This window comes from Pseudonocardia benzenivorans CB1190 (assembly GCF_000196675.2).
Lineage (GTDB): Bacteria > Actinomycetota > Actinomycetes > Mycobacteriales > Pseudonocardiaceae > Pseudonocardia > Pseudonocardia benzenivorans.
In genome coordinates this window covers 1,580,882-1,598,867 of the sequence record NC_015312.1, presented here as the reverse complement: position 1 = coordinate 1,598,867, position 17,986 = coordinate 1,580,882, and the positions used below count along the sequence as shown (strand labels likewise).

Below are 17,986 nucleotides of genomic sequence, written 5' to 3'. Positions count from 1 at the left end.
GGACTGGCACGACGGCGGTCCCGGCCCTACCGTGACCGCAATGCAGGCCTCCTCCGCCTCCGACCCCGCCGCGGCGTCGTCCCGGACCGACGGACCCGACCAGATCGCGGTCGGCGTCACGCACCCGGAGGCGGGCGCGGTGGTGGTGACCGTCGGCGGCGAGGTGGACATGCTCACGTCGCCGCAGCTGCGGGCGGCGCTGCTCGAGCAGGTGCACGACGAGGCGGTCGAACTGGTGGTCGTCGCCCTCGACGGCGTGACGTTCCTCGGCACCAGCGGGCTGGCCGCGCTCATCGAGGTTCGAGAGGCCGCGCACGCCGACGGCGTCGGCCTCCGGCTGGCGTGCACGGGCCGCCGGGTGCTGCGGCCGCTGTCGATCGCGGGGCTGTTGCCGATGTTCGACATCCACGACACCGTCGAGGCGGCGCTCGCCCCCACCTGATCGGGCACCATCTCAGAGTGACGTACGTCACTTTTTCTGCGTTCCAACGCGCGAGTAGCGACCACAGAGCGCACACTCCGCCAGCTTTTCGATCTCGCCCGCACGCGGCCTGAGCTGGGAGAACATCCTCAGCAGCGTCACCCGGCCCGGCGCCGTCGCCACCTCGCTCGGGTCGCGACGCTGCGCCGTCGCGTCAGCGTGTCCGCGTCGTCGCCGTCCGTCGCGTTTGGAGCCCGGATCCCCCGGGAAGAACGTCGTCGGCCACCCGGTATGCGGCCGGGTCAGAACGAAGAGCGAGGTGGGTCCGCCATGAGTGAGCGACAGCGAGCGAACGGTGGAGACAGCGCGGACTCGCAGCGCCGCCCGATCCTCAGCGAGGACGTGCGATGAGCGACGTGTCACGACTCCCCGGCCCCATGGACCATGCGTGGCAGTGGCAGCGACTCGGCTCCTGCCGGGGCATGGACAGCGCGGTCTTCTTCCATCCCGACGGGGAGCGCAACCCCTCGCGCGCCCGCCGCACCGCGCAGGCCAAAGAGGTCTGCCACCGCTGCCCCGTGCTTGAGCAGTGCCGTGAGTTCGCCATCGCGACCCGCGAACCCTTCGGCGTCTGGGGTGGGCTCGCCGAGGCCGAGCGCCGGGCGATCATCGAGCGGCGCGAGCTCGCGGCCGCCAGCTGACGGTCCCTGTCCGTCCCGACCGTCGGGGGCAGGACGGACGACGGGATACCGGCGTCACGACCGGGTCGGCCGCGCCGCGGCCGGCCCGGTCGAGTCGTCTTCCGGGCGGGTCGCCGGGTCCCGGGCGCGGGCAGGCTTACGGGTCGGGTGCCGGCCAGGCTGCCGAACGGGCCGGGGCGACGTGCGCGAGCGTCCGGAAGCTCAGCCCTCGCCGGGGACGACGGCGAGCTCGAGGCAGCGGTACCTGAGCAGCGGCAGACCGTAGACCTGCGCGATCCGCTCGGCGGCGCGCACGAGGACCGATCGGGCCGCGTCGTCGGGCGCGGTGATCGGCGCCAGGCAGTACACCCCGGGTTCGGGATCGAACCCGACGAGCTCGCTCATCGCGGCGACGAGATCGTCCTCGGACGAGGCCGACAGCTGCGGCAGGCCGAGCCGGTGCAGCCGCACACCGGGGAGCTCGTCCCCGTCGCGGGCGGCCATCGGCTCGACGGGCTCGCGCGGCTCCGGGGCGGTCCACCCGGTACCGCCCTGGTCGTCCTCGTCCTCGTCGTAGTCCAGATCGACAGGATCCACATCGACAGGATCCACATCGACGGGGTCCGGGTCGTCGTCGTAGTCCGGGTAGTCGAGGTAGCTGAACAGCGGCGTCGGCGCGCACAGCGGGCCGGGGCCGTCCTCACACGCGACCAGCAGGTCCGCGACGCCGACACTGTCGAGGATGCGCGCCAGATCCGACTCCGGGCGCGTCAGCTCGGTGATCGACCCCGCCACGGCGACGATGCGGGCCGGGCCCGTGCGCAGGCCCGTCCGGGCCGGCAACGCGACCACCGGACCGGACACACGCATCTCCGGAACCGCTGTCATTACCGTGAATTCCCCCTGCTGACGTCGACCCGGCGGCGGCGCTGCCGCAGGTCTCTACCTCCGAAGTCAACACGGCCGTACGGGCGTCCCCGGCGTCCGGGCGGGGCCGAACGGCGAACGGTCCGACGTGATCCGTGAGCGGAACCGCCCCGTCGACCACCGGTCGGGACGGCCCGCACCGGCGTGCCCACGAGGACGAACGGCACGGCCGCACGCCGCGCGGCGCGTGCCCCCGACGCGGACGTCGCACCGTCCCGCGGGACGACCGCTGACGGCGTCCGGACGGCGTCCCGGCGCCGGCCGAGCCCTCCCGCCCGCCGGGACGGCGACCTCCCGGCCCCGCACCGGCGGCCCCTCGGGCGCCCACGTGTGGCGTGTCGGCGGCTGATGATTGATCCGTCCCCGTCACGGGTAGCAAGATGCCCGAGAGCACCCACGACCGTGACCGGGCCACGCCCGGGCCGCACCCGCACAGCCCGCGAAGGGAGAAGCGCCCGCGTGTCCGACAGGGACGACTGGGACCCCGCCGAACTCACCGACCCCGCCGCCGGGGACGGCAGCCCCACGGTCGAGGTCCGGACCACTGCGTCGGCCGCGCTGATCCCGACGATCCGGGCCGTGGCCTCGGATCTCGCCGCCCGCGCCGACTTCGACCTCGACGCCATCTCCGACCTGCGGATGGCCGTCGACGAGGCCTGCGCGACGCTGGTCGACGTCGCCGCGCCGGGCTCGGCCCTGCGCTGCCGCTTCCAGGTCCGCCAGGACCGCATCGACGTCAGCGCCGAGGTGGAGGGCGCGGGCGTCGACACGACCGTCGCGACCGACACGTTCGGCTGGCGTGTCCTCGAGACGCTCACCGACGAGGTCTCGGTCAGCCGCACGGACGGGCCCGACGGCCGCCCCGTCGTCGGCATCGTCCTGGGCAAGAGCGCCGGCGCGACCGAGAGGTGAGTCGAACCGACCCGGAGTACGGCCATCTCGTCCCGCTCCTCGAGGAGTACGCGGGGCTCGCCCCCGACGACCCGCGGCGCGAGGCGCTGCGCGACGAGCTCGTCCGCGGGTACCTGCCCGTCGCCCAGCACATCGCCCGGCGCTTCGCGCACCGTGGCGAGCCGCTCGACGACCTCACGCAGGTCGCGACGGTCGGGCTGATCAACGCCATCGACCGGTTCGCCCCGGACAAGGGCTCCGACTTCTTCTCCTTCGCCGTCCCGACGATCAGCGGCGAGGTACGCCGGCACTTCCGCGATCTGGGCTGGTCGATGCGGGTGCCCCGGCGGCTCAAGGACCTGCACGTCTCGCTCAACGGCGCGGTCTCCGACCTCTCGCAGCGCCTCGGCCGCGCCCCCAAGCCGACCGAGATCGCCGAGTACCTGGGCATGCCCGTCGCCGACGTCCTCGAGGGCCTCGAGGCCGCCGACGCCTACCGCAGCTCCTCGCTCGACGAGATGCTCTCCTCCGAGCAGGGCAGCGCCACGGTCGGCGAGCTCGTCGGGGAGGCCGACGCGGAGCTCGACCGCGTCGACACCCGGCAGGCGCTGCGCCCCGTCCTCGCCGAGCTGGGCGAGCGCGAGCGCACGATCGTCATGCTGCGGTTCTTCGGCAACATGACGCAGACCCAGATCGCGGAGAAGGTCGGCATCTCGCAGATGCACGTGTCGCGGCTGCTCGCGCAGACCCTCGACCGGCTGCGGTCGCGGCTGGACCAGGACTCCGCGCCGGGCTGAGCGCGCGTCCCCCGACCGTGGCTCGGCGTCGCGGACCGCATCGGCGAAGATGGTCGCGGCCGGGCGCCGACCCGGCGGATTGGAGCCCACGAGGTGCGAGCCGCCCCCGTCCAGCACGTGCTCGTCGTCGGCGCCGGTCTCGGCGGTCTGAGGACCGTCGAAGCGCTGCGCGCCAACGGATACGACGGGCGGATCAGCCTCGTCGGCGACGAGCCGCACCTGCCGTACGACCGACCGCCGCTGTCGAAGCAGCTCCTCGCCGGCTCGTGGGAGCCCGACCGGGTCCGGCTGCGCGCCGAGGACACCTACGACGACCTCGGCGTGCGCACCTATCTCGGCACGCGGGCCGTCGACTGGCGGCCTGGTCAGGTCGTGCTCGACGACGGCGCGACGATGTACGCCGACGCGATCGTCGTCGCGACCGGGCTGTCGGCACGCAGGCTGCCCGGCCAACCCGACTCGGTGTTCACGCTGCGCACCCTGGACGACTCGCTGGCCCTGCGCGCGGCCCTGGACAAGGCGTCGTCGCTGGCGATCGTGGGTGCCGGGTTCGTGGGCGCGGAGGTGGCCAGCACCGCGCGCGACCGGGGCATCGAGGTGACCGTGCTCGAGGCCCTGTCCGTGCCGTTCGCGCGGGCGCTGGGCGAGGAGCTCGGGGGCCTGTGCGCGCGGTTGCTCACCGAGTCGGGCGCGACGCTGCGCACCGGCGTCGGGATCGACGGCTTCGACGGCGACACCCTGCTGCTGGCCGACGGTGACCGCGTCGACGCCGACGTCACGCTCGTCGGCATCGGTGGCGTCCCGCGCCTGGAGTGGCTGTCCGACAGCGGGATCGACGTCACGGGCGGGCTCGTGTGCGACGCCGCCGGTCGCGTCGAGGGCGCCGAGGCGCTGTGGGCCGTCGGCGATGTCGCGGCGTGGCACGACGACGTCGCCGGGCGTCCCGTCCGACGCGAGCACTGGACCAACACCGTCGAACAGGCCGCCGCCGTCGGGGCCGCCATCGCCGGCGGCGAGGCCCCGCCCCCCGCGGTGCCGTACTTCTGGTCCGACCAGTTCGGCATGAAGGTTCAGCTGTTCGGGCGACCGACCGAGGCGACGCGACGCATCCCGCTGCACGGCGACGGGCTCGACGGGGGCCCGGTCAAGGGCACCGTCGTCGGGCTGCTGCGCGACGACACCCTCGTGGCCGTCGCCGGTTTCGGCGCCGCGCGCCGCGTCGCGCGCTACCGGGCGCTGGTGGCCGCGGGGGTCGGGCTCGCCGAGGTCGAGGAGCTGGCCCGCACGCTCGCCTGACCCGAGCCGGTCAGCGGAACAGCTTGCGCAGCACCGCGAGCGCCAGGACAGCACCCACGCCGATCAGGGCATACTTGATCTTCGGGTCCTCGAGCTTCGCCGCGACCTGCTGCTTGCCCTGGTCGACGAAGCGCTTCGGGTGGGCACGCTCGGTGAGGGCGTCGAGGCTCTCGGCGAGCTGGTCGCGCGTCTTCTCGATCTCACGCTGGATGGCTTCGGGGTCGCGCGCCACGACTCCTCCTCGGATGCGGGTGGCCCCGCTGCGGTCCGCAGGGCCTGCGAGGCAACACCGTAGATCACAGCACCCGCCGGCGTCGGGCGGGCCGCGCCGAGGCCGTACCTGCGCCACGACGGCGCCGAACCTGGAAGGATCGTCGCCCATGACCGAGCGACTCGCCGAGGGCGACCCGGCGCCCGACTTCACCCTGCCCGACGCCGACGGCAAGCCCGTCTCGCTGGCCGACTACCGCGGCCGCAAGGTGATCGTCTACTTCTACCCCGCCGCCAGCACCCCCGGCTGCACCAAGCAGGCCTGCGACTTCCGGGACAACCTCGCCGAGCTCGGCGACGCGGGGCTCGACGTCGTCGGGATCTCGCCCGACAAGCCCGCGAAGCTCGCGAAGTTCCGCGACGCCCAGGACCTCACCTTCCCGCTGCTCTCCGATCCCGACCGGGAGGTCCTGCAGGCCTGGGGCGCCTTCGGCGAGAAGACCATGTACGGCAAGAAGGTCACCGGTGTCATCCGCTCCACCTTCCTCGTCGACGAGGAGGGGAAGATCGAGAAGGCGATGTACAACGTCCGCGCCACCGGTCACGTCGCCAAGCTCCGCAAGGACCTCAAGGTGTGATCTTCGCGTACATTTCCGTTCCGCGTCGAACGGATGTTCGCGAACATCAGCGCATGCCCAGAGCGAGACGATGGACCGACGAACAGCTGGTCGAGGCGGTCGCGGCGAGCGCAACGTTGGCGGAGGTGTGCCGGCGGCTCGGCACCAGGCCCGGCAGGTACGACCACCTGCGCCGGCACATCGCGCGGCTCGGCGTCGAAGCGCGGCACATCCCCGGGTCGGGTGTGGGTTCCAGCAGGGAGCCGCGGCGGTCCTGGACGGACGAGAAGCTCGCAGAGGTCGTCCGCGTGAGCGACTCCGTCTCCGAGGTCAGCCGCAGGCTCGGGTACACCCCCAACGGAGGCGTCCACCGGATGATGAATGCACACATCCGCCGCCTCCGGCTCGACACCAGCCACTTCACCAGGATGCGCTGGGCCGAGGAGGCACGGCGGCGCAGGACGCGGAAGCTCGCCGAGATCCTCGTGCGCGGGTCGACGTACCCCACGTCGACCTTACGCAAGCGCCTCATCGCCGAGGGCCTCCGACCCGCCCACTGTCAGGAGTGCGGACTTACGGAGTGGCGCGGCACGCCGCTTCCGCTGCAGCTCGACCACGTGAACGGTGACCACACCGACAACCGCCTGGCAAACCTCCGTATCCTGTGTCCGAACTGCCACGCGCTGACCCCGACCTGGTGTGGCGCGAGCCGCCGGCGTAGCCCAACTGGCAGAGGCGCGGTCCTTAGGAGACCGTCAGTGCGGGTTCGAATCCCGCCGCCGGCACCACCCGACCAGCACTAACGGGTCGTTTCCCCAAAGGGCAGAGGGTGCTGCAGAGGGTGCTGGAACGGCTCGGGCTCGGGGACCTCCTCCGGGATCGGTCGGCGGGCCGCGACGACCACACCGGCCAGCCCGACCAGCCCGCAGACCGCGGACACGACGACCAGGGCGGGCGGGGGTGTCCCGGTGACGGCGTCACCCAGCACGACGATCGCGACCGTCCCCGGCACGATGCCGACGGCTGTCCCCAGCAGGTAGGGCCAGAACCGCACGGCGGACAGCCCGGCGACATAGTTGAGCGCGGCGAACGGCACCGCGGGCACGAGCCGCAGCGACGTCACCGCCAGCAGCCCGTGATGGTCCAGCCGTAACCGCACCCAGTCCACGGCGCGCCCGCGCGCGTAGCGCTCGACCAGCCGCCCGCCGGTGACCCGCACGAGGGCGAAGGCCACGACCGCGGCGAGGGTCGTCGCCACGAGGGTCAGGACGAGCCCGGCGGCCCACCCGAACAGCGCCCCGGCGACGAGCGTGAACACCGTCCGGGGTACCGGCCCGACGGTCAGCCCGGCCTGCAGCGCGAGGAAGGCCAGCGGTGCCCACACCCCCGCAGCCGCCACGGTGGCGCGGACGTCGGACATCCCGGGCACCCCGTAGAGCCGCAGGAGCAGCAGCGCGACGGCCAGGGCGACGACCACGCCCAGAACCGTGCCCGCCGGGCGCCACCACCGCACGACCTCGACGGTACCGACCCGTGACGGCGGCGCCGCACCCCCGGGTCGCGCGACGTCGCGGCGGGTTCCGCTTCCGCCATCCGGGAACGTTGTGGGGCATGCCGGGGGTCGCGGCGTTAGCGTCCGTGTGTGACGACCCCCGACCACGCGATCCCTCTCGACCTCGACCCCGACGGCCTCGCGGTGCGCCGCGAGGTGCTCGGGCCCGCGCACGTCGATGCGGCGCTGGCCCGCGCCGACGACACCACCGCCGCGTTCCAGGAGATGATCACCCGCTATGCGTGGGGCGGGATCTGGACGCGTCCCGGCCTCGACCGCCGCATGCGCAGCGCGATCACCCTGACGTCGCTCGTCGCGCACGGCCATCTCGGCGAGCTGGAGCTGCACCTGCGCGGCGCGCTGCGCAACGGGTTGAGCCGCGAGGAGATCGTCGAGGTCCTGCTGCAGTGCGCGATCTACTCCGGCGTCCCGGCCGCGAACTCGGCCTTCGCCGTCGCGCGCCGCGTCCTCGCCGAGGACGACCCCCGGGACTGAGCCGAGCGCCCCACCTACGACGAGCGCGGCCGACGCACCCGAGCGCAACCCCACTGCTGCTCCGAGCCATCGGGTCGACGGTGAGGTTGCGCCCGGTGTGGGGGCGTGCGGCAGCGCCCAGGGCAGTGGCGGACTCCCGTGCGCGACCCGGGCGCGGCCGCTCAGCGGGCGGCGGCCGTCAGGGAGCGCAGGTGCGGGAGCAGCGCCCGCATGGCGATGCCGCGGTGCGAGGCGGCGTCCTTCTCCTCGGGAGCGAGCTCGGCGGAGGTCCGCTGCTCGCCGTCGGGGACGAAGATCGGGTCGTAGCCGAAGCCGTTGGTGCCCCGCCGCTCCCGGACGAGCCGCCCACGCCACTCCCCCACCACGACGGTCTCGTCGCCCCCCGGGACCACGAGCGCCGCCGCACACACGAGTGCGGCGCCACGGCGCTCGTCGGGCACGTCGTGGATCTGGCCGAGCACGAGATCGAGGTTGGCCTCGTCGTCGCCGTGGCGGCCCGACCAGCGGGCCGAGAACACCCCCGGCATGCCGTTGAGGGCGTCGACGGCCAGGCCCGAGTCGTCGGCGACGGCAGGCATCCCGGTGGCAGCGGCCGCGTCGCGGGCCTTGGCCAGCGCGTTCTCCTGGAACGTCGCACCGGTCTCGGGGGCCTCGGGGAACTCCTCGACGTCGCGCAGCCCCCAGAGGGCGATGCCGCCGAGGTCGGAGGCGTCGAGCAGGCGGCGGAGCTCGGAGAGCTTGGCGGTGTTGCGGGTGGCGACGAGCAGTGCGGTCACGCCGTGACCCCCGGCAGGGTGCCCGGGTAGGGGGCGGCCAGCGCTTCGGCCTGCAGCGTCGCGAGGGTGGCGATGCCGGCGAGCGCGGAGTCGAGCATCGCGTCGAGGGTGCGGCGGGAGAACGTCGCGCCCTCCGCGGTGCCCTGCACCTCGATGAGCGTGCCGGTGTCGGTGGCGACGACGTTGGTGTCGACCTCCGCCCGCGAGTCCTCCTCGTAGGGCAGGTCGAGCCGGACGCGTCCGTCGACGACCCCGACGCTCACCGCGGCCACCTGGCAGGAGATCGGCTTCGGGTCGGCGAGCCGGTTGTGGGCGGCGAGCCAGGTGACCGCGTCGGCGAGTGCCACGTAGGCCCCGGTGATCGCCGCCGTGCGGGTGCCGCCGTCGGCCTGGATGACGTCGCAGTCGAGCGCGATCGTGTTCTCACCCAACGCCTTGAGGTCGATGCAGGCACGCAGGGACCGGCCGATGAGGCGGCTGATCTCGTGCGTGCGGCCGCCGATCCGGCCGCGGACGGACTCCCGGTCGCTGCGGGTGTTGGTGGCCGACGGGAGCATCGCGTACTCGGCCGTCAGCCAGCCCAGGCCGCTGCCCTTGCGCCAGCGCGGGACGCCGTCGGTCACGCTCGCCGCGCACAGCACCTTGGTGTCGCCGAACTCGACGAGCACGGAGCCCGCCGGATGCTTCTGGAAGCCGCGGGTGATGCGCACGGGGCGCAGTTCGTCGTCGGCCCTGCCGTCTGCTCGCGTCACCGCGACAGCTTAGGCAGGGGCCGAACGGCCGCACACGTACACCTCACACGCACCCTGCTTGAATGTTCAAATGCTTACGGTCGGCGGAATCCCCGCCCATCCGCTCGTCGTGCACGCCGCCGTCGTGCTGCTCCCCCTCGCGGCGATCGGCGCGGTCGTCGTCGCGCTGCGCCCGTCGCTGCGTCGCTCCCTCGGCATCCCGCTCGCGCTCGTGACGATCGTCGGCGTGCTCGCCGTGCCGATCGCGACGCGCACCGGCGACCAGCTCCGCGAGGCCCTCGGCGGCGGCAGCCCGCTCGTCGAGGTCCACGAGGAGCGCGCGGACAACCTGCTGCCCTGGGCGGTCCTGTTCGGGCTGCTCGTGCTGGTCAGCGTCGTCGTCGGTCGGATGGCCGACCGGGCCGCGGCGGCCGTCGCCGAGATCGAGCCGATCGCCGCGGGCGGCGTCGGGCCCCGCACCGGAGCGACGGCACCCGCGACGACCCGGGCGACGACGCGGGCGACGACACAGACGGCGACGCGGGCAGCGATCCGGGCGGTGACCCTGCGTCGCGTCGCGACGACCGCCGGCCTCCTCGCCGCGCTCGCGGGAATCGCGGTCGCCGCGCTCGTCGTCTGGATCGGCGACGCGGGGGCCCAGTCCGTCTGGCAGGGCGTCGGCGGCTGATCCCGCCGCTGATCGCCGAAAGGGGGACGAGAGCGCATCCGGGTGCGCCGATGTCCCGGAACCGGCGATCACGCCGAGAACAGGCCCACAGCACCCGGGTGCGCCGCACGTCCTGCAACCGACGATCACCCGAGAGCGAGAAGGTGCGAGTCAGATCTCGTACGTCGCGTCCGGCCGCACGAGCTCGACCGGACCGTCGAACACCTCGCCGGCCTCGGCGAGCAGGGCCTCGCCGTCGAACCACACCGGGACGTGGGTGAGCAGGAGCCGCCCGACCCCGGCGGCCGCGGCGTGCTCCCCCGCCTGCCTCCCGGACAGGTGCACCCCGGGCGGCGGCTCGTCCCACCACTGCGTCACGTGCGGCCACGTCGCCTCGCAGAGCAGGACGTCGGCGCCGCGGGCCGTCTCGACGAGCCCGGCGCTCGGCCCCGTGTCGCCGCTGTAGACCAGCGTCCGCCCACCGTGCTCCAGCCGGATCGCGTAGGCCTCGCAGGGGTGGTCGACCGCGCCCGCGCGGAGCAGGACGTCGGTCCCGATCGTCGCGGTGGCGCCGTCGGTCAGGGGATGGAACGCGCAGACGTCGGTCAGGTCGGTCTCGGCTCGCTCGGCGGCCGACGGCGCATAGGCGGCGCCGAGCCGCTCGGGCGCCTCCGCGGGCGCGTACACCGGCAGCGGGCGGGCGGTGGCGTCGAACGGCGGGAACGGGTGGTAGCGACGGTGCACGACCAGCGCGGAGGCGTCCGCACAGTGGTCGGGGTGCAGGTGCGAGAGGACGACGGCGTCGAGCTCCCACGGGTCCAGGTGCCGCTGCAGCGCACCGACGGTGCCGTTCCCGAGGTCGACGACGACGCGGGTGCCGCCGGCGTCGACGAGGTAGCCGGAGGCGGGCGAGTCGGGGCCGGGTCCGCTGCCCGAACAGCCGAGGACGGTGAGCCGCATGGCCGCAGACGCTAACGGCCGCCGCTAACGTCCGCGCGTGCGGCGCAGCCACCACAGGCCGATCAACGGCAGCACGAGCGGCACGAAGCCGTACCCGCGGCCGTAGAGCGACCACACGGTGTCGTCGGGGAAGTCGGCGGTGTCGAGCGCGGTGAGGGTGCCGACCGCGAGGACGCCGACGAGCTCGATCCCGACGGCCACCCACGCGAGCCTGCGCCTGCCGGGGCCGGTGCCCGCGAGGCCGATCGTCGCGAGGATGTAGACCACGCCCGCGAACGCCGAGAGCAGGTAGGCGAGGGGTGCCTCGGAGAAGTTCGTCGCGATCTGGACGCCGGCGCGGGCGGTCGCGGACAGGGCGAAGATCGCGTAGACGGCGATCAGCACCCGCCCGGGCCCGCTGGACGTGGGCCGGGGCCCGTGGCCGGACCCGGACGACCCCGAGCCCGACGACCCCGAGCCCGACGACGCCGAGCCCGACGACGGCGATCCCGACGACTCAGACATGTGCGGCCCACAGCTCGGCGAGCCGCCACACGGCGACGCCGGTGCCGATCGCCGCGACGCTGACGACCGCGCCGCCCCACCGCGTCGTCGGCTCGGTGACGGCGAACTGCAGCCCGATCGGGAGCACGCAGACCGACACGACGAGATAGATCAGGAACGTGCCCTGCTCCGGCAACGTCACGCCACCACCGAGAACGCGGAACGCCGCGATCGCCGCCTGGACGACGAGCAACGCCTCGACGACGCCGACGGCGATCCGCATGTCACGCCCGGGATGACGGCCCTGCACCGTGCGGACGAGGCCGTACAGGGCGAGCAGCCCCGTCGCCACGTACACCACGATCACCAGCGCGCCGATCACGCGGCGACGCTACCCGAGCCCCCCGCGCACCCGGCGCCGTGGTCCTGGCCGCCCTCTTCCGCGCAACCTCACTGCTGCTCTGCGGCCGCGGGACAGCAGTGAGGTTGCGCGCGGATCCGGGGCTCGACCCGGACCGCGACCGACCCGTGGCTCGGCCCGGACCGCGCCGGACCCAGAACGCGACCCCGACCACGCCGAACCCAGAACGCGACCCCGACCACGCCGAACCCAGGACGCGACCCCGACCGCGCCGGGCCACGCCCGGACTTCGCCCGACCGCAGCCGGACCGTGCGGGACACGGCCGACCGCCCCGGACCGGACGAGGCCGGGCCGGACCGCGGCGCGTGCCGATGGGGACGCCCCCGCGGCACGGCTTAGAGAGTGTTGTGAAACCTGGTGATCACTCGGCGTGGCGGCCGTAGTAGTCGCCCGGACCTGTTGATCATCCGGTCGGGTGTGTGTCTGTACCTGCAAACCGGCGTATGACTCCTCGGTGACCGACGCCCAGTGGGTGTTGATCGAGCCGTTGCTGCCCCGCCCGGCGGCGGTGTTGGGCGGGCGCCCGTACGTGCACTCCCGCCGGTTGATCATCGACACGATCTCTTATGTGCTGGTCAGCGGGTGCGCTTGGCGGCTGGTCCCGCACGATCTGGCCCCGTGGAGCATCGCCTACCAGTGGTTTCGGGCCTGGACCCGCGACGGCACCTGGGACCGGGTCCACGAGGTGCTGCGTGAGCGGGTCCGCATCGCCGACGGGCGTGACCCGCAGCCCTCGGCGGCGGTGCTGGACTCCCAGTCGGCGAGGTCCAGCGAGGGCGGTGAACAGATCGGCTACGACGCCGGTAAACGCGTCCGGGGCCGCAAGCGCCACCTGCTGGTCGACACCCTGGGCCTGGTGCTGCACGTGGTGGTGCACTCGGCGTCGGTGCAGGACCGGGCCGGGGCCCGGTTGATGCTGTCCGGTGCCCGGGCCCGGTTCCCGCTGCTCGGGTTGGTGTGGGTCGACGGCGGCTATGTCAACTCGGTGGACGCCGGCCTGGTCGGTTGGGCCCGGCGCAGTGAGGGGCTGGAGGTGGTCGCGGTGCCGCGTAACGCCGACGTGAAAGGGTTCCAGGTGCTGCCCCGCCGGTGGGTGGTCGAGAGAACCTTCGGCTGGTTGACGAGGTGTAGACGGTTGGCCCGGGACTACGAACGCAAGACTGCCCACGCCGAGGCGATGATCAAGTTCGCGATGATCCGGCTGATGGCCGCCCGCCTCGCCGGTGAGGAACTCCCCGCTCCCCGCAGCGACATCGAGAAGGAAGCCGCCCGCCGACTAGCAGAAGACCTCAAAGACTGACCACCGAGGTTCTACAACACTCTCTTAGAGGCGCTGCAACCCCGCCCGCCCCACGACCGGCCCGATCTCCGGGCCCAGGAACCGCCGGCCGAGGCGCCGGAAGGGCTCCGGGTCGCCCGTGGCGAGGAACTCGTGCGGGCCGGGCGGGGGGTCGGTCTCGGGGTCGCGCAGCAGGTCGGCGGCCATGAGCGTGCGGACGACGTCCTTCGCGGTCTCGTCGGCACTGGAGACGAGCGTGACCTCCGGCCCCAGCACGATCTGCAGCAGCCCGGACAGCAGCGGGTAGTGCGTGCAGCCCAGCACGACGGTGTCCACGCGGGCGCGCTGCAACGGCTCGAGGTAGCTCTGCGCGATGCCGAGGATCTGGCGCCCGCTCGTCACACCCCGCTCGACGAAGTCGACGAACCGCGGGCACGCCACGGAGGTGACCGAGACGTCGCGGGCCGCGGAGAAGGCGTCGGCGTAGGCACCCGAGGTGATCGTCGCCGAGGTCCCGATGACACCGATGCGACCGTTGCGGGTCGCGGCGACGGCGCGGCGCACCGCGGGCAGCACGACCTCGACGACGGGCACCGGGTAGCGCTCGCGGGCGTCGGCCAGGCAGGCCGCCGACGCGGTGTTGCATGCGATGACCAGCAGTTTGACCCCGCGCTCGATCAGTTCGTCGCCGATCGCGAGCGCGTGCCGCCGGATCTCGGGGATGCGCAGCGGACCGTAGGGGCCGTGCTCGGTGTCGCCGACGTAGACGATGCGCTCGGCGGGCAGCTGGTCGATCACGGCGCGGGCCACGGTGAGGCCCCCGACGCCCGAGTCGAAGATGCCGATGGGAGCGTCGCGGTCGGGATCGGTCACGCGTCGACCCCGGTGGCCCGCGTCCCGACCGATCTGTCCGCCCGCGCCACCAGGAACGCCGCGAGCAGCCCGGCGAGGGCGCCGAACAGGTGCGCCTGCCACGAGATCTCCGGTCGCCCCGGGATCACGCCGAGCAGCACGCTCCCCCAGACCGCGAACAGCACGACGGCGACGGCAATCTGCGCGAGGCTGCGCGCGAAGAACCCCCGGACCAGCAAGAACACCAGCCAGCCGAAGATCACGCCCGACATCCCGATCGTCGACGTGTTCGAGGGCCCGAGCAGCCAGACGCCCAGCCCGCTGACCACCCAGATCAACGCGGTCACGGCGACGAACTGCCCGATCCCGCCCGCCATCACGAGGAACCCGAACACGAGGAACGGGATCGTGTTGGCGGCCAGGTGCGCCCAGCCGCCGTGCAGCAGCGGCGCCCAGATGATCCCCGTCAGGCCGCTGACGCTGCGCGAGTGGATGCCGTCGTCGTCGAGGTGCAGCGGGGTCAGCTGGTCGACGAGCTCGATCAGGTAGAGCACGACGGTGAACGCGAGCATCGTGATCGCCGCGGGCACCGGCCTGGCCGGGATGATGCGGGCCGTCGAACGGCGCGGCGCCGGAGAAGCGGGAGTCGGGCCGAGCGGAGGCACGGTCGCGTCCATACCGCGAAGCGTACGCGTGTCGGCACCCACTCAGCCGCCACTCAGCTCACCCACAGCGAGCGCCGGGAGGTCGTGAGCGGCGATGGTCGCCATGGCGACCATCGGCGCGCGCGGGGGTCAGGCCCAGAGGTGGCCCTCGATGCCGTCGGCGGCCTCGTCGAGCGTTCCGGAGTAGGCACCCGTCGACAGGTACTTCCAGCCCGCGTCGGCGACGACGAGCACGATGTCGGCGGTCTCCCCCGCCCCCGCGGCCTTCTCGGCGACGGCGAGGGCCGCGTGCAGGATCCCGCCGGTCGAGATGCCGGCGAAGATGCCCTCCTTCTCGACGAGCTCGCGGGTGCGCCGCAGCGCGTCGTGCGAGCCGACGGAGTAGCGGGAGGTGAGCACCTCGGCGTCGTAGAGCTCGGGCACGAAGCCCTCGTCGAGGTTGCGCAGGCCGTAGACGAGCTCGCCGTAGCGCGGCTCGGCGGCGACGATCTGCACGTCGGGCTTGTGCTCGCGCAGGTAGCGGCCGGTTCCGACGAGGGTGCCGGTGGTACCCAGGCCGGCGACGAAGTGCGTCACGGTGGGCAGGTCGCGCAGGATCTCCGGGCCGGTCGTCCGGTAGTGCGCGTCGGCGTTGGCCGGGTTGCCGTACTGGTAGAGCATGACCCAGTCGGGGTTCTGGGCGGCGAGCTCCTTGGCCATCGCGACGGCCTGGTTCGACCCGCCCGCGGCCGGCGAGGAGATGATCTCCGCGCCGTACATCTGCAGCAGCTGGCGGCGCTCCACCGAGGTGTTCTCCGGCATGACGCAGATCAGCTTGTAACCCTTGAGCTTGCAGGCCATGGCCAGCGAGATGCCGGTGTTGCCCGACGTCGGCTCCAGGACGGTGCAGCCCGGCGTGAGCAGGCCGTCGGCCTCGGCGCGCTCGACCATCGCCAGCGCGGGGCGGTCCTTGATGGAGCCGGTGGGGTTGCGGTCCTCGAGCTTCGCCCACAGCCGCACACCGGGTGCGGGTGAGAGGTGCGGCAGCCCCACGAGGGGTGTGTCGCCGACCGCGTCGAGCAGCGAGTCGTAGCGGGCCATGGCTTCTCCCTGGGGCGGCGAGCCGCCGAGATCGACACGACGTCGGCCGGCCGGGGCGGCGTACGACGGGACTACCCCGTGCGCACACCGCCCACGCGGGCCTGCGTCAGCGCATCCCGCCGGCGACGGCGGGCAGGATCGTGACGGTGGAGGTGTCCTTGACCGGGGCGTCGAGGCCACCGGCGAAGCGGACGTCCTCGTCGTCGACGTAGATGTTGACGAACCGGTGCAGGGCGCCGTCGGTGATCAGGCGGTTCTTCAGGCCGCTGTGCCGCGACTCGAGGTCCTCGATCACCTCGCCGACGGTGCCACCGGTGGCCTCGACGGCCTTCTCGCCGCCCGTGTGGGTGCGCAGGATGGTGGGGATGGAAACGGTGGCCATTCGGTGTGCTCCTGGTCGGTCGTACTGGGATCGGACTCGGGTGGTCGGACGGCCGCGGACGCGGCAGCTCAGGCGTTGTCGGGGACGTCGTCCGCGCCGGTGTGCGCGAACATATAAGTCTCCACGACCTCGACCTGTTCCTCGGTGACCACGCCGTCGACGATCCGGTAGGACCGGAACTCCGCCTCGTCCCCGGGCCCGCTCGCCTCGTCGTTCTGCGAGCGCGTGGACACCAGCACGTAGTGCGCGAACGGCTCGGAGGCATAGGAGATGTCGGTGCGCGACGGGTAGGCCTCCGTCGCGGTGTGCGAGTGGTAGATCACGACCGGCACCTCGTCGCGGGCGTCCATGTCCCGGTAGAGGCGCAGCAGGTCGCCCGAGTCGAACTCGTAGAACGTGGGCGAGCGCGCCGCGTTGAGCATCGGGATGAACCGCTCGGGGCGATCGGAGCCCTCGGGACCGGCGATGACGCCGCAGGCCTCGTCGGGATGGTCCCGACGGGCGTGGGCGACGATCTCGTCCACCAGGTCTCTCCGGATCACCAGCACGATCCCAAGGGTACGTTGCCGGGCCGGGCCACGGCGAACGACTCGGTCGCCGCTCACATTTCCCGAATAGTGGGAAGGGCATGCTCGGCTGGCATGATCTGCGGGTGCCCGCGCCCCGCCTGGAGATCACCTACTGCACCCAGTGCCGATGGCTGCTGCGCGCCGGCTGGACCGCCCAGGAGCTGTTGACGACGTTCCCCGCCGACCTCGGCGAGGTCGCCCTCGTCCCGGGCACGGGCGGGGTGTTCACCGTCAGGCTGGACGACGAGATGCTGTGGGACCGCCGCGAGCAGGGCGGGTTCCCCGAGCTGCCGGTGCTCAAGCAGCTGGTCCGCGACCGCGTGGCGCCCGATCGCGATCTCGGGCACTCCGACAGGAAGAGCTAGCGCTGGAGCAGCTGCATCCGCGACTGCACCAGCGCGTCCTGGACGAACGTCAGCCAGTGGTAGACGCCCAGGTGCGCGGCGCGCGGGTCGTCGGGCGGCAGCTCCTCGGGCATGTCCTCCTGGATGTCGAGCGCGGTGCCCAGCGCGAGCCGGACGTCGTTGAGCGCGGTGAGCCAGGCGTCGGCCTGCTCGGGGGTGAGCTCGACGCGGCCCCCGCCGTCGGGGAGCGACTCCAGCACGGTGACCGCGGCGCCGTCCTTCGCCTCGATCAGCGCCGGCTCGTGCAGCGAGCGCAGGGCGCCGGCGAGCGCCGGGTCGTCGCGCGAGAACTCCGGCAGCAGCCGGGCGAGCACCCGGTCCTCCGGCGGGGTGGACGAGCCGGTGCGGATGCCGGTGAGCTCGGCCAGCTCGTCGGCCGGGGCGTCGGCCGAGCGGGCCGCGAGCATCTCGCGGACCTCGCCCACCAGCCCGCGCAGGACGACGACCTCCTGCTGCTCCAACGTCGCGACCAGGCGCGCCTTGGCGCCGCGGCCCGACCGTCTCCAGCCGTTCACGTGCCCTGCTCTCTCATGCGCGCTGCATGGTGGCCCAGAGGCCCGCGGCGTGCAGCTTGGCGACGTCGATCTCGATCTTGTCCTTGTCGCCGGACGAGACGGCCGCCTTGCCCTTGTGGTGCACGTCGAGCATCAGGGCGGTGGCCTTCGGCTCCGGGTAGCCGAACAGCTTCTGCAGGACATAGGTGACGTAGGACATCAGGTTGACCGGGTCGTTCCAGACGATGGCCTGCCACGGCGTGTCGGCGGTGCCTGCCTCGTCGGTGACCTCTTCCACCTGGCGGGTGGGGACGGGTAGCGGCGCGGGCATGCCCA

Annotated in this window: 26 protein-coding genes and 1 tRNA gene; 11 read left to right on the top strand and 16 right to left on the bottom strand. The window is 73.1% G+C overall.

Features of this window, described 5'->3' with window-relative positions; translation table 11 throughout:
* Positions 1-40 precede the first annotated feature (40 nt).
* The gene (locus PSED_RS07790) at positions 41-442 is read left to right on the top strand and encodes an STAS domain-containing protein (protein ID WP_041759398.1); all 402 of its coding nucleotides are present in this window, start codon (positions 41-43) and stop codon (positions 440-442) included.
* A 386-nt stretch (positions 443-828) separates the two neighbouring features.
* Positions 829-1,122 carry a WhiB family transcriptional regulator gene (locus PSED_RS07785; protein ID WP_013673702.1) on the top strand — a complete coding sequence of 98 codons (294 nt, stop codon included), beginning with the start codon at positions 829-831 and terminating at the stop codon, positions 1,120-1,122.
* Between the two features lie 201 nt (positions 1,123-1,323).
* Here PSED_RS07785 and PSED_RS07780 read toward each other — a convergent pair whose 3' ends face one another.
* On the bottom strand, positions 1,324-1,965 hold the full coding sequence (locus PSED_RS07780; protein WP_132975294.1) for a hypothetical protein: 642 nt from the start codon (positions 1,963-1,965) through the stop codon (positions 1,324-1,326).
* 522 nt (positions 1,966-2,487) lie between these two features.
* Here PSED_RS07780 and PSED_RS07775 point away from each other — a divergent pair.
* The 3 genes from PSED_RS07775 (at position 2,488) to PSED_RS07765 (ending at position 5,012) form a co-directional block, all read left to right on the top strand.
* Positions 2,488-2,940, top strand: coding sequence for an ATP-binding protein (locus tag PSED_RS07775; protein ID WP_013673700.1), 453 nt, complete (start codon positions 2,488-2,490; stop codon positions 2,938-2,940).
* On the top strand, positions 2,937-3,716 hold the full coding sequence (locus PSED_RS07770) for a SigB/SigF/SigG family RNA polymerase sigma factor (RefSeq protein ID WP_013673699.1): 780 nt from the start codon (positions 2,937-2,939) through the stop codon (positions 3,714-3,716). Before PSED_RS07775 ends, PSED_RS07770 begins: the two co-directional genes overlap by 4 nt.
* 93 nt (positions 3,717-3,809) lie before the next feature.
* Positions 3,810-5,012 carry an NAD(P)/FAD-dependent oxidoreductase gene (locus PSED_RS07765; protein ID WP_013673698.1) on the top strand — a complete coding sequence of 401 codons (1,203 nt, stop codon included), beginning with the start codon at positions 3,810-3,812 and terminating at the stop codon, positions 5,010-5,012.
* A 10-nt stretch (positions 5,013-5,022) separates the two neighbouring features.
* On the opposite strand, the gene PSED_RS07760 is transcribed toward PSED_RS07765, so the two are convergent.
* Positions 5,023-5,244 carry a DUF3618 domain-containing protein gene (locus PSED_RS07760; protein WP_013673697.1) on the bottom strand — a complete coding sequence of 74 codons (222 nt, stop codon included), beginning with the start codon at positions 5,242-5,244 and terminating at the stop codon, positions 5,023-5,025.
* Between the two features lie 148 nt (positions 5,245-5,392).
* On the opposite strand from PSED_RS07760, the gene bcp reads away from it, so the two are divergent.
* Positions 5,393-5,860 (top strand): thioredoxin-dependent thiol peroxidase, encoded by a 468-nt coding sequence (gene bcp, locus PSED_RS07755; protein WP_013673696.1) that lies wholly within the window; start codon positions 5,393-5,395, stop codon positions 5,858-5,860.
* Positions 5,861-5,906: 46 nt separating this feature from the next.
* Here bcp and PSED_RS07750 read toward each other — a convergent pair whose 3' ends face one another.
* Positions 5,907-6,371: a hypothetical protein gene (locus tag PSED_RS07750; protein WP_143770395.1), complete on the bottom strand. Its 465-nt coding sequence runs from the start codon at positions 6,369-6,371 to the stop codon at positions 5,907-5,909.
* Between the two features lie 179 nt (positions 6,372-6,550).
* Between PSED_RS07750 and PSED_RS07745 the strand changes: the two genes are divergently transcribed.
* Positions 6,551-6,627: transfer RNA gene (locus PSED_RS07745), tRNA-Leu, on the top strand.
* 11 nt (positions 6,628-6,638) lie between these two features.
* Here the strand turns inward: PSED_RS07745 and PSED_RS07740 are convergent.
* Positions 6,639-7,352 (bottom strand): TVP38/TMEM64 family protein, encoded by a 714-nt coding sequence (locus tag PSED_RS07740; RefSeq protein WP_013673695.1) that lies wholly within the window; start codon positions 7,350-7,352, stop codon positions 6,639-6,641.
* A 129-nt stretch (positions 7,353-7,481) separates the two neighbouring features.
* Here PSED_RS07740 and PSED_RS07735 point away from each other — a divergent pair, with 129 nt between their 5' ends.
* A complete protein-coding gene (locus PSED_RS07735; RefSeq protein ID WP_013673694.1) occupies positions 7,482-7,886 on the top strand; it encodes a carboxymuconolactone decarboxylase family protein in 405 nt (134 codons plus the stop codon).
* A 161-nt stretch (positions 7,887-8,047) separates the two neighbouring features.
* On the opposite strand, the gene rdgB is transcribed toward PSED_RS07735, so the two are convergent.
* Positions 8,048-8,662: an RdgB/HAM1 family non-canonical purine NTP pyrophosphatase gene (rdgB, locus tag PSED_RS07730; protein ID WP_013673693.1), complete on the bottom strand. Its 615-nt coding sequence runs from the start codon at positions 8,660-8,662 to the stop codon at positions 8,048-8,050.
* Positions 8,659-9,414, bottom strand: a complete 756-nt coding sequence (rph, locus tag PSED_RS07725; RefSeq protein WP_013673692.1) for a ribonuclease PH — start codon at positions 9,412-9,414, stop codon at positions 8,659-8,661. The genes rdgB and rph overlap by 4 nt, the downstream gene beginning before the upstream one ends.
* A gap of 70 nt (positions 9,415-9,484) precedes the next feature.
* On the opposite strand from rph, the gene PSED_RS07720 reads away from it, so the two are divergent.
* On the top strand, positions 9,485-10,081 hold the full coding sequence (locus PSED_RS07720) for a DUF2231 domain-containing protein (RefSeq protein WP_013673691.1): 597 nt from the start codon (positions 9,485-9,487) through the stop codon (positions 10,079-10,081).
* A 150-nt stretch (positions 10,082-10,231) separates the two neighbouring features.
* On the opposite strand, the gene PSED_RS07715 is transcribed toward PSED_RS07720, so the two are convergent.
* The 3 genes from PSED_RS07715 to PSED_RS07705 form a co-directional block, all read right to left on the bottom strand.
* On the bottom strand, positions 10,232-11,020 hold the full coding sequence (locus PSED_RS07715) for an MBL fold metallo-hydrolase (protein WP_013673690.1): 789 nt from the start codon (positions 11,018-11,020) through the stop codon (positions 10,232-10,234).
* A 24-nt stretch (positions 11,021-11,044) separates the two neighbouring features.
* Complete coding sequence (locus PSED_RS07710) at positions 11,045-11,404, bottom strand: hypothetical protein (RefSeq protein ID WP_013673689.1); 360 nt, start codon at positions 11,402-11,404, stop codon at positions 11,045-11,047.
* A 112-nt stretch (positions 11,405-11,516) separates the two neighbouring features.
* Positions 11,517-11,885 (bottom strand): hypothetical protein, encoded by a 369-nt coding sequence (locus PSED_RS07705; RefSeq protein ID WP_013673688.1) that lies wholly within the window; start codon positions 11,883-11,885, stop codon positions 11,517-11,519.
* A gap of 455 nt (positions 11,886-12,340) precedes the next feature.
* Here PSED_RS07705 and PSED_RS07700 point away from each other — a divergent pair, with 455 nt between their 5' ends.
* Positions 12,341-13,225: an IS5 family transposase gene (locus tag PSED_RS07700; protein ID WP_013673184.1), complete on the top strand. Its 885-nt coding sequence runs from the start codon at positions 12,341-12,343 to the stop codon at positions 13,223-13,225.
* Between the two features lie 24 nt (positions 13,226-13,249).
* Here the strand turns inward: PSED_RS07700 and murI are convergent, their stop codons facing one another.
* From murI to PSED_RS07675, 5 genes are all read right to left on the bottom strand, one after another.
* Positions 13,250-14,077 carry a glutamate racemase gene (gene murI / locus PSED_RS07695; protein WP_013673687.1) on the bottom strand — a complete coding sequence of 276 codons (828 nt, stop codon included), beginning with the start codon at positions 14,075-14,077 and terminating at the stop codon, positions 13,250-13,252.
* Positions 14,074-14,733: a rhomboid family intramembrane serine protease gene (locus tag PSED_RS07690; protein WP_083845113.1), complete on the bottom strand. Its 660-nt coding sequence runs from the start codon at positions 14,731-14,733 to the stop codon at positions 14,074-14,076. Before PSED_RS07690 ends, murI begins: the two co-directional genes overlap by 4 nt.
* Positions 14,734-14,850: 117 nt before the next feature.
* Positions 14,851-15,801, bottom strand: a complete 951-nt coding sequence (locus PSED_RS07685; protein WP_013673685.1) for a PLP-dependent cysteine synthase family protein — start codon at positions 15,799-15,801, stop codon at positions 14,851-14,853.
* Positions 15,802-15,907: 106 nt separating this feature from the next.
* Positions 15,908-16,183 (bottom strand): MoaD/ThiS family protein, encoded by a 276-nt coding sequence (locus PSED_RS07680; RefSeq protein WP_013673684.1) that lies wholly within the window; start codon positions 16,181-16,183, stop codon positions 15,908-15,910.
* Between the two features lie 68 nt (positions 16,184-16,251).
* Positions 16,252-16,731 carry a M67 family metallopeptidase gene (locus PSED_RS07675; RefSeq protein ID WP_041759392.1) on the bottom strand — a complete coding sequence of 160 codons (480 nt, stop codon included), beginning with the start codon at positions 16,729-16,731 and terminating at the stop codon, positions 16,252-16,254.
* A gap of 104 nt (positions 16,732-16,835) precedes the next feature.
* Between PSED_RS07675 and PSED_RS07670 the strand changes: the two genes are divergently transcribed.
* Entirely contained in the window at positions 16,836-17,117 is a 282-nt protein-coding gene (locus PSED_RS07670) for an Rdx family protein (RefSeq protein WP_233899345.1), read from the top strand.
* Here the strand turns inward: PSED_RS07670 and PSED_RS07665 are convergent.
* Entirely contained in the window at positions 17,114-17,671 is a 558-nt protein-coding gene (locus tag PSED_RS07665) for a DUF2017 domain-containing protein (protein WP_013673681.1), read from the bottom strand. The two genes, PSED_RS07670 and PSED_RS07665, sit on opposite strands and share 4 nt — an antisense overlap.
* Positions 17,672-17,684: 13 nt before the next feature.
* Positions 17,685-17,981, bottom strand: a complete 297-nt coding sequence (gene clpS, locus PSED_RS07660; protein ID WP_013673680.1) for an ATP-dependent Clp protease adapter ClpS — start codon at positions 17,979-17,981, stop codon at positions 17,685-17,687.
* Positions 17,982-17,986 lie beyond the last annotated feature (5 nt).